The sequence below is a fragment of the Streptomyces anandii JCM 4720 genome (assembly GCF_014650655.1).
Taxonomy (GTDB): Bacteria; Actinomycetota; Actinomycetes; order Streptomycetales; family Streptomycetaceae; genus Streptomyces; species Streptomyces anandii.
Genome location: NZ_BMVJ01000007.1, coordinates 24,675 through 30,871 on the forward strand (window position 1 = coordinate 24,675; position 6,197 = coordinate 30,871).

Sequence of the window (6,197 nt, forward strand, 5' to 3'; positions counted from 1 at the left end):
TTCAGCGAGGTAGTCGAGGAACTCCTGCCGGTCACCGTCGCAGAAGACGAGGTCGTACCCGGCGTCCGCGAGCCGGGGCAGCACGTCCAGGGCGCGGCCGGGGATGAACCGGGCCCGGTTGGCGGCGAAGCCGGCCGCGCGGAAGGCCTGGCGGGCGAACTGCTGGTGCTCGGGCTCCGGGTCCACGGTGGTCAGCACCCCGTCGGGGCGCATGCCGTGCAGCAGATGGATGCCGGAGACGCCGGTGCCGGTGCCGATCTCCGCGACGGCCTTGGCGTCCACGGTGGCGGCCAGCAGCCGCAGCGCGGCGCCCGCGCCGGGCGACACCGAGCGCAGCCCTGCCTCACGGGCCCGGTCGCGGGCCCAGCGCAGCGCTTCGTCCTCGGCGACATAGGCGTCGGCGAACGCCCAGCTCGTCTGCCGGTTGCCGGTAATGACCCTCTCCTGTCCCCGTGGATGCCTCGGCGTGACTGTATCCGTTGGGCCCGGGAACCCGCAGATGGGACCGGTCGTTGAAAGGGACGAGGCAGTGCCGGGGGACATGGCGGGGGGTATGGGATGGATCGGGACCCGGAGCAAGTGCTGACGCAGCCGCATGAGCCGTGGCAGCGCGTGTCAAATTCTCGTAAAACCGCTTATCCGGAGCTAACGGGCGAGGTGGCTATGGTAGGGGCTCCACTGGACACCACCAGAGCCGACAGGGGAGGTGCGGCCGCGCGCGCGGATCGGAGGGGAGTGCTGCGGCGCTTCCTCGGATCGGCGGGCAGGCCGGAATCCGTGAACGACACCGCTGCTGACCCGAGCCACGCCGAAGGCTTCACCCAGACCGCGACCTTCTCCACCGACGCGGACGGGCAGGCGTGGACTCCGCCCACCTGGGAGGAGATCGTCAGCACCCACAGCGGCCGCGTCTACCGCCTCGCCTACCGCCTCACGGGCAACCAGCACGACGCCGAGGACCTCACCCAGGAGGTCTTCGTCCGTGTCTTCCGCTCCCTGTCGACCTACACCCCGGGCACCTTCGAGGGCTGGCTGCACCGCATCACCACCAACCTCTTCCTGGACATGGTGCGCCGCAAGCAGCGCATCCGCTTCGACGCGCTTGGCGACGACGCGGCCGAGCGGCTGGCCAGCAAGGAGCCCACCCCGCAGCAGCTCTTCAACGACGCGCACTTCGACGCGGACGTCCAGCAGGCCCTCGACACCCTCGCGCCGGAGTTCCGTGCGGCCGTCGTGCTCTGCGACATCGAGGGCCTGTCGTACGAGGAGATCGCCGCCACCCTGGGCGTCAAGCTCGGCACGGTCCGCTCCCGCATCCACCGCGGCCGCTCCCAGCTGCGCAAGGCCCTCGCGCACCGCTCTCCCGAGGCCAGGGCGGAGCGCCGCAGCTTCGTGCCGCGGGTCCCCGCGCTGGGGGGAGGGGGCGCGACCGCGTGAGTGGACGACCCGACCCGGCCGTGAGCGGCCTCGCGGAACAGCATCTCGGAGACCGGCTCTCGGCCCTGGTGGACGGCGAGCTCGGTCATGACACGCGTGAGCGCGTCCTGGCGCACGTGGCGACCTGCCCCAAGTGCAAGGCGGAGGTCGACGCCCAGCGCCGCCTGAAGAACGTCTTCGCGGAGGCGGCCCCCCCGCCCCCGTCCGAAAGCTTCCTGGCCCGCCTCCAGGGGCTGCCCGGCGGCGGTGACTCCGAGGGCGGCTCACCGTTCGGCGGCGGCCTTCCCGGTGGCCTCACCGGACGGTCCGGACCCTCCCCGTTCTCCGGCGTCTTCGGTGCCAGACGCGGCGGGCGCGGCGAACAGTTCGAGTTCGGCTACGTCCCGGCCCGGCCCCACCCCGCCGGCGCCCCCGGACCCGACCCCGGCTTCCGCATCCACCACGTGGGCCGTCCCGACACCGACCGGCCGGCCTCGCGCGGGCTGCGGTTCGCGTTCGTGGCCGCCGGCGCGGTGTCGCTGGCCGCGGTGGCCCTGGGCGGGGTCACCACCGGGACGGCCAGTGACACGGCCGCGGAGGCCCGCGGCGGCTCCGGCAGCAATGTGACCCCGGCGCGTACCGCGGGCGCCGGCGCGGCCACGGGCACCGAGACCTCGCGGCGCAGGCAGTCCTCCGGGCAACTGCCCGCGCAGGGCCGGCGGTCCTCCGACGCGATGCCCGCGGCGCCGACCTCGCTGTCCGCGCCCCTGCTCCCCGGGGCCCAGTCCCCGGCGGCCGGGCGGGTGCAGGACGTGCTGCACGCGGTGACCACACCGCTGGTCGCGGGCGCGGCCGTCATGTCCCCGTTGATACGCCCGCTCAGTACCACCCCGCCGATCTCCCTGACCTCCTGGACCGCCGACTCGGAGCTCAGAGCCCCCGGGCTGCTCTCGGCGCCCGTGCCGGGTCCTGTGCCCCCCGCGCCGCCCGCGTCCTCGCGCATGGCGCACTGACCGGCGCGTCCGGCCTCTGCGCGGCGGCGCGTGAACCTGGTTGAATCCAGGTGGTCGCGCCCATGACACCGGTATGGGCGCGGAGTCGACGACGCACGGCCGCCCGGCGAGCCGTGCCGAGGCCCGCTGTGGGGAGAACATGAACGAGGGGAAGCCCACGAAGTCCGCCCGCACCAAGTGGTGGACCAGGCCCCGGCCCGTCCCTCCGGAGGAGGACGAGGCGGTGTCCGTCGTCCCCGTGGCCGGGACGGCGGCCGCCGTCCCGGAGGGCGACCACGAGCCGGAGCGGCCACGGACGACGCCCGGGTCGCCCCGGACGGACCCGGCCGCCCCCGACCCGGCCCGGACCCCGCCCAGGCAGGCACCGGCACCGGCCGAGACCCGGGACGAGCCCCTGGAGGACGGGTTGACGACCGGCCCGGAGGACGGCACCAAGGGCGACTCCGTGAGCGGCTCCGCGGCCCGCTCGCAGGACGGCACCGAGGGGGACGTCGCGAGCGGCCTGGAGGGCGGCACGAAGGGCGGCTCCGCGACCCGCTCGGCGGGTGACGCCGGTGGCGACTTCGAGCTCGCCAAGCCGCTCCCGGCGGCCGGGGGCGACTTCTCGATGCCTACGGCCCACCAGGGCGAGGCCCCGGCCGCAGTGCCTGCGGCGGCTTCCGGTGAGGCCCCAGTGGGGTCCGGCGGCAGGGCGGAGCCGTTGCATGAGCCCGATCCGTACGGCACTCCGCCCTACGGGGAGCCGGGGCCCTGGGCGCCGGCGCCTCCTGTGCAGCACCCGGCGGTGGCGTCCGCCCCGGACACGGCGGGCCCGGCGCCCGCCGCCGTGGCGTCGGCGACGCCCTCGGCCCCCGTACCGGGCCCGGCCGCTCCCGGTGACGGCGCCGGGCCGTGGCAGCGGTACGACCCCTGGGCCGCCCGCCCGCTGCCCGCACCGCTGCTGCACAGTGGCGCACCGGCGCGGCGCTCACGGCTGCGGCGGACGATCATCGGCGGAGCCCTCGCCCTCGCGCTCGTCTCCGGCGGGCTCGGCGGACTGCTCGGCGCGTACATAGAGCGCAACGGCGGCGTCGGCGCCGTCCAGTTGCCGCAGGCGGGCAAGGAACCCGCGGGCCGCGCCCCGGACAGCGTGGCCGGAATAGCAGCCCGCGCCCTGCCCAGCGTGGTGACGCTGCACGTGACCGGCGCCGACGAGCAGGGCACCGGCACCGGCTTCGTGCTCGACCGCCTCGGTCACATCCTCACCAACAACCACGTGGTGGAGAACGCCGCGTCCGGCGGCGACATATCCGTCACGTTCAGCGGCGGCCAGACCGCCAAGGCCCGCATCATCGGCCGAGACACCGGCTACGACCTCGCCGTCGTCCAGGTGCGCGGCGTCCGCGGCCTCACCCCGATACCCCTCGGCAACTCCGACAACGTCCAGGTGGGCGACCCCGTCGTCGCCATCGGCGCCCCCTTCGACCTGGCCAACACCGTCACCTCCGGCATCATCAGCGCCAAGGAGCGCCCGATCACCGCGGGCGGTCAGAAGGGCGACGGCAGCGACGTCTCGTACGTCGACGCCCTCCAGACCGACGCCCCGATCAACCCCGGCAACTCCGGTGGCCCGCTGCTGGACACCAAGGGCCGGGTGGTCGGCATCAACTCCGCCATCCGCTCCGCCGACACCGGCTCCGATCTGCAGACCGGCCAGGCAGGCTCCATCGGCCTGGGCTTCGCCATCCCCGTCAACCAGGCCAGGCGCGTCGCCGAGGAGCTCATCAACAAGGGCAAGGCCAGCCACCCGGTGATCGGCGTGACCCTCGACATGAACTACACCGGCGACGGCGCCAAGGTCGGCGCCAAGGGCCGCGACGGCGGTGCCCCGGTCACCCCCGGCGGCCCCGGCGCCCGGGCCGGCATCAAGGCGGGCGACGTGATCACCGCGGTGGACGGACAGCGCGTCCACTCGGGGGAGGAGCTGATCGTCAAGACCCGCGCCCACCGCCCCGGCGACCGTCTGGAGCTGACCGTCCGCCGCGACGGAACGGAGCGCAGCGTCTCGCTCGTGCTCGGTTCCTCCAGCAGCGGCTGACCGGCGACTGACGGGAACCTCACAGCGAGTGGCAGCGGGTCACCCGCCCCGCGGGGCAACGGGACGGCCCCGCAAGGCAAACAAGCCGGAAAACCCGACGTGTACACGCACCGCGCCCGCGCGGGACGGTACCGGTCGGACACCCGGGCCGGGTACCGTGGATCCGGCCCGGACCACGGACAGCCCGCACAGACCGGACCACCGAGGGCCGAGGACCGAGGACATCGCAAGGAGCTTCAGGTGTTCAATGACATAGGACCGCTCGAGCTGGTGACGATCATCGTCCTTGCCGTGCTCGTGTTCGGTCCGGACAAGCTCCCGAAGGTCATCCAGGACGTGACCCGCACGATCCGGAAGATCCGGGAGTTCTCGGAGAGCGCCAAGCAGGACATCCGCCAGGAGCTGGGCCCGGAGTTCAAGGACTTCGAGTTCGAGGACCTCAACCCCAAGACGTTCATCCGCAAGCAGATGGAGAACGACGAGCTGGGGCTGAAGGAGATCCGCAACGGCTTCGACCTGAAGAAGGAGATGGCCGAGGTCACGGACGCGGTGCACGCCCGCGACACCGACTCCTCGCCGGGTTCCTCCTCGTCCTCCGCCCAGGGCGGCCGGATCGACATGACCAAGAAGCCCGAGGACCCGGGCGGCCCCCCGCCCTTCGACGCCGACGCCACCTGACGCCGGCCCTCAAAGGCCCGTAGCCCCTCCTGCGTCACGTCCCGACCCGCCGCGGCCGGGACGTGACGCGTTTCATACCGCGTACGGCCCGTACCGGGCGTGAACAGGCCCGAACCAGCCGTTCGCGCGACCCACGCGCCGGGCGCTTTCCCGGTCTGCCGAAGCCGGGTCGATATGCTGCCGAGTTGTTGTGCGGACCGGACGAGTACGCCCGAAGGGGGGCGGGCCGCCCGATCCGACGAGAGCGAGGAGGCGTCCGGGCACATGGAGACGACAAGTAGGGCGGTCGCGCAGGCGCCGGCCGCGGAGGGCGGAGCGCGTTTCCCCTCCGCCCGGCGCACGGTCGACGGCTACCTGCTGGCGCCCTTCCCGTGGTACGGCCTCGACGAGGCCTTCACGGGACCGCGCTGGCTGATGCAGGTCGGCACCTCGGCCGACGGTTCCGTGGAACACGGTTCGACCGGGCACGGCGACGAGCCCTCCGTACGCAACGAGTACGCGTCCGGGTCGCCGGACGACCCCAGGGAGAAGTTCGCGGTGGTGGTGACCGTCGCGGCCAATCCGGTGCGGCGCAGCGCGGACGGCACCGGCCTGCTGGAGGCCACCTCGGTGTCCTCGGCGGCCTGGCTGGCCGGGGTGGGGCTGCTGTCGTTCACCTGGCCGGGGCAGATGGACCACGCACTGCGGGACGACTGGCTGGAGCAGCAGACGGAGACGGCGTGGGTGCTCGCCGACGACCTCTCCGGGCCGGCCTGGTCGTCCCTGTCCCTGCCGGTGGACGGCGTGCTGACGCCCTTCCACTACCGCGAGTCCGAGTTCGGCTGGGTGCTGGCCGGGTCGACGGCGCAGGGCGTCCACGTGGGCGCGTACGGCAGGGGCATGAGCGCGTACGGGCTGGGCTTCGCGATGATCAAGGACATCACCGCCTACGCGGCCTGACCGCTGCGAGCGCGAAGGGCGCCGCCTCCGCGAGACGGCGCCCTTCGGCACGTACCGGAACCAGGTCCCGTACG

The 6,197-nt window shown here is 73.7% G+C and carries 6 protein-coding genes; 5 read left to right on the plus strand and 1 reads right to left on the minus strand.

Translation table 11 applies throughout. The features are described from left to right. On the minus strand, window positions 1–543 hold a 543-nt coding region (locus tag IE249_RS39855), incomplete at its 3' end, for an O-methyltransferase (protein WP_308434347.1). 192 nt (window positions 544–735) lie between these two features. Between IE249_RS39855 and sigE the strand changes: the two genes are divergently transcribed. The 5 genes from sigE to IE249_RS14615 all read left to right on the plus strand — a co-directional run bounded on the left by sigE (window position 736) and on the right by IE249_RS14615 (window position 6,123). Continuing rightward, a complete protein-coding gene (sigE, locus tag IE249_RS14595; protein ID WP_189705251.1) occupies window positions 736–1,437 on the plus strand; it encodes an RNA polymerase sigma factor SigE in 702 nt (233 codons plus the stop codon). Continuing rightward, a complete protein-coding gene (locus tag IE249_RS14600; protein WP_189705252.1) occupies window positions 1,434–2,429 on the plus strand; it encodes an anti-sigma factor family protein in 996 nt (331 codons plus the stop codon). The genes sigE and IE249_RS14600 overlap by 4 nt, the downstream gene beginning before the upstream one ends. A gap of 139 nt (window positions 2,430–2,568) precedes the next feature. Then, the gene (locus IE249_RS14605; RefSeq protein ID WP_189705253.1) at window positions 2,569–4,506 is read left to right on the plus strand and encodes a S1C family serine protease; all 1,938 of its coding nucleotides are present in this window, start codon (window positions 2,569–2,571) and stop codon (window positions 4,504–4,506) included. 240 nt (window positions 4,507–4,746) lie between these two features. Beyond that, a complete protein-coding gene (locus IE249_RS14610; protein WP_189705254.1) occupies window positions 4,747–5,184 on the plus strand; it encodes a sec-independent translocase in 438 nt (145 codons plus the stop codon). Window positions 5,185–5,448: 264 nt separating this feature from the next. Further along, window positions 5,449–6,123, plus strand: a complete 675-nt coding sequence (locus tag IE249_RS14615; RefSeq protein WP_189705255.1) for a hypothetical protein — start codon at window positions 5,449–5,451, stop codon at window positions 6,121–6,123. Window positions 6,124–6,197: the final 74 nt, after the last annotated feature.

Excerpts from the sequence above, each read along its gene's own strand:
- IE249_RS14615 (WP_189705255.1), top strand. The coding sequence starts at position 5,449 with ATGGAGACGACAAGTAGGGCGGTCGCGCAGGCGCCGGCCGCGGAGGGC.
- IE249_RS14605 (WP_189705253.1), top strand. The coding sequence starts at position 2,569 with ATGAACGAGGGGAAGCCCACGAAGTCCGCCCGCACCAAGTGGTGGACC.